This window comes from Halohasta sp. A2, assembly GCF_056175805.1.
Window position 1 is genome coordinate 1 of sequence record NZ_JAQFWV010000145.1, and the last position, 2,568, is coordinate 2,568.

Annotated in this window: 2 protein-coding genes and 2 pseudogenes; 2 read left to right on the top strand and 2 right to left on the bottom strand. The window is 45.8% G+C overall.

Annotated features, from left to right (window positions below; genetic code table 11):
• Positions 1-122, top strand: a pseudogene (locus O2S87_RS18420) (IS1595 family transposase); the annotation flags it as partial.
• A 32-nt stretch (positions 123-154) separates the two neighbouring features.
• Here the strand turns inward: O2S87_RS18420 and O2S87_RS18425 are convergent.
• Positions 155-667, bottom strand: coding sequence for a hypothetical protein (locus O2S87_RS18425; RefSeq protein WP_475410186.1), 513 nt, complete (start codon positions 665-667; stop codon positions 155-157).
• Positions 668-1,020: 353 nt separating this feature from the next.
• Between O2S87_RS18425 and O2S87_RS18430 the strand changes: the two genes are divergently transcribed.
• Complete coding sequence (locus tag O2S87_RS18430; RefSeq protein ID WP_475410187.1) at positions 1,021-1,269, top strand: DUF2150 family protein; 249 nt, start codon at positions 1,021-1,023, stop codon at positions 1,267-1,269.
• Between the two features lie 215 nt (positions 1,270-1,484).
• Here O2S87_RS18430 and O2S87_RS18435 read toward each other — a convergent pair.
• Positions 1,485-2,568, bottom strand: a pseudogene (locus tag O2S87_RS18435) (hypothetical protein); the annotation flags it as partial.

Consider the following 2,568-nt stretch of genomic DNA (forward strand, 5'->3'; position numbering starts at 1 on the left):
AGCACGGCTTGGAGCAGGCCGCTCACACTTTTGGTATCGTTCGATCAGTGAATCTCGTCGGCGGATCGTTCGAATTCCTCGTCGACTGCCTTGCTATAGGGGGATTCCACAGCTCTACATAAGAGCGACTGCGGAAGTAAGACTGGAGAAGAGCCTATATTCTTTCATCATCCGAGATGACGGATTCAATAGCTTCAATAATGTCACTTTTCGATGGCTGAGTCACCTGCCCAGTTTGGTTTCCATCACAGAAAGCCTTAATTCGTTGATAATAAACATCTGCATGGATTTCTACCTCGATATCGGTCTCTATCGACTCGTATGACTCTTCAGTTACTGTTGGTGGCTCGTCACGCATTTGAGATGCACGTTCAGCAGCCCCTTCTCTTGTTGCGGATACGAGTGAATAAACATGATTCACCACAACCTCCTCAATACCAGTAATGATCGAATCATATCCCCGCACGAGAAAGTAAATATCATCTTTGTAATCATATGACCAAATGTCGATATGAACACCGATAGCTATCCCACCCTCCCGTATCTGCAGATCGTATTCATCCTGAAATGACTCGATTCTCTTCTGTGCCGCCTCAACGTCATCATCCGCCAGATCGTCATTTACATCATCAAGGAACTGGGCTAATACGTCTCTGGCTGGTTCCATGTGCAACCCGATTTTGTAACTCTATCCTCAAGAATCATGAGATCCGTCACTGCTGTCCATCACTTATTGTCGACCTTGGCAACAAGATCATCAAGAGAGTCGACTGAGTCCGTTGGCATAGACGAATTGTAGCGAGAAGACGATTAAAAGATGAGCTTCTTGAGGTTGAGAGATATGGTGTAGATGGCATACTCACGAGATTCTGATCGAGTTGGAGCATAATCCAATTAGTCATCTAAATACAATATTTCTCAAACACGTATATATAACAAACAAGTCTACAGAAACTCGGCTTTATAAACAGACACGTCATCGTTGAATCCTAAATCGACGGCTAGGAGGCCCTCTTACATATCGACAGCCTCCAGACCAGTCTTGTGCCTGTCTTCTGTGCGGCCGAAGAGTTCGTTATCGGAGGGCCCCTCGAAGAGTATCCGATTACCGAATGCGTCGAGGCCGCGATTGACGTTGTGAGCGAGGAAGAGGATATCGACGCCGCGCTGGCGTATATATCCTTGGCTGAGATACAGATCATTGATGGAGGCAGTTCGATAGGAGTAGGATCGACAAGATTGAATCGTGGATCGTCTCCGAGTGGCTGAGCGGGCTCGACAGTTTGTAGGACGCGTTTGCTTATCGCGAAGTTATTGATGAAGAGTAGTAGATATCCGAACTAGTTTTGTACAATTCAGAAACTATACTGTGTTAAATAATAGATTAATTGTTTGAGAATCGATTAGTTCACATTATTTTGATGATCAGGATTCTATACACAACTCTTGATGAACCCTGCAGGCACAACCGAGACCAACTAGTTTTAGATTACAGTACCTTTCGTTGGTGTCCCTTCTACGTTCTGTGGTGGGTTCATTCCATTACCTGTTCTGGATCCAGGAACCACATCAAAGTCTTTGGGATCTCCATTTCCTTGCTCAAATACTGCTCCCTCTACGAACACACTACGTCCGGTATTATCTCGATTACCCGTGAACGTACTGAACTCATCTCCAACTAACGTCGCAGCCTCCAAGAACATCTCATTGCCTGTTGTCAACGTAATATCTGCTTGGCTCCCTTCTGTGACATCCAGAAGTGCAGAGTTGACGTTGAGGTCGTCTTCAACCGACTCAATCTCGATGGGGCCGGAGCTGGGCATTTCCATCCCGACACCAGAGAATGATTCTTCAACAGTGATCATTACAGATGCACCACTACCAGCAGACGTGTCTACAGTGGAACCATCGACTGTACCTTCACCCTCTTCGGAGGTGATAGATATCGACCCAGCAGAGAGGATCGTCGATTCGGTCGTAACAATGTCCCCATTCGAGGTCATCTCAATGGCTTGTCCAGAACCTGAAGTCGTGTCGATTGTTGCAGTGTCGATTGTTATGGATCCAGGGTCTGTAGTTAGCGAAACTTGACCAGCTGTTTCGATTGTACCCCCATTTATTTCGATTTCTTCCGAATCAATATCCACTTCAGCGCCTATATTATCGCTCGTATCGATGGTTCCTCGGATCTCAACTGTCCCACCGTCCGCCGTAAACGATACTGAATTGAACTCAGTCATCACAGTTGCTCCATCATCAACAATAATAGATCTCGCGTCTATATCGAGTGAACCAACCATCACATCGCGTACAATAACGAGGTCAATTTCATCGAAGTCCTCGTTCTCAAGTTCGGATTCAGAGTACGTTGGTTCACCGTCATTATACTCCCCGTTACCATTCTCATCAGAAAATGCGACTGCACTTTCTGGGAGTTCATTTCCGTTCCCACTTCCATTTTCATCATCTCCGTTCCCACTTCCATTTTCATCATCTCCGTTCCCACTTCCATTTTCATCATCTCCGTTCCCACTTCCATTTTCATCATCTCCGTTCCCACTTCCATTT

Bases quoted from the DNA above. Each gene is read 5' to 3' on its own strand.
- O2S87_RS18425 (WP_475410186.1), bottom strand. From the start codon at position 667: ATGGAACCAGCCAGAGACGTATTAGCCCAGTTCCTTGATGATGTAAAT.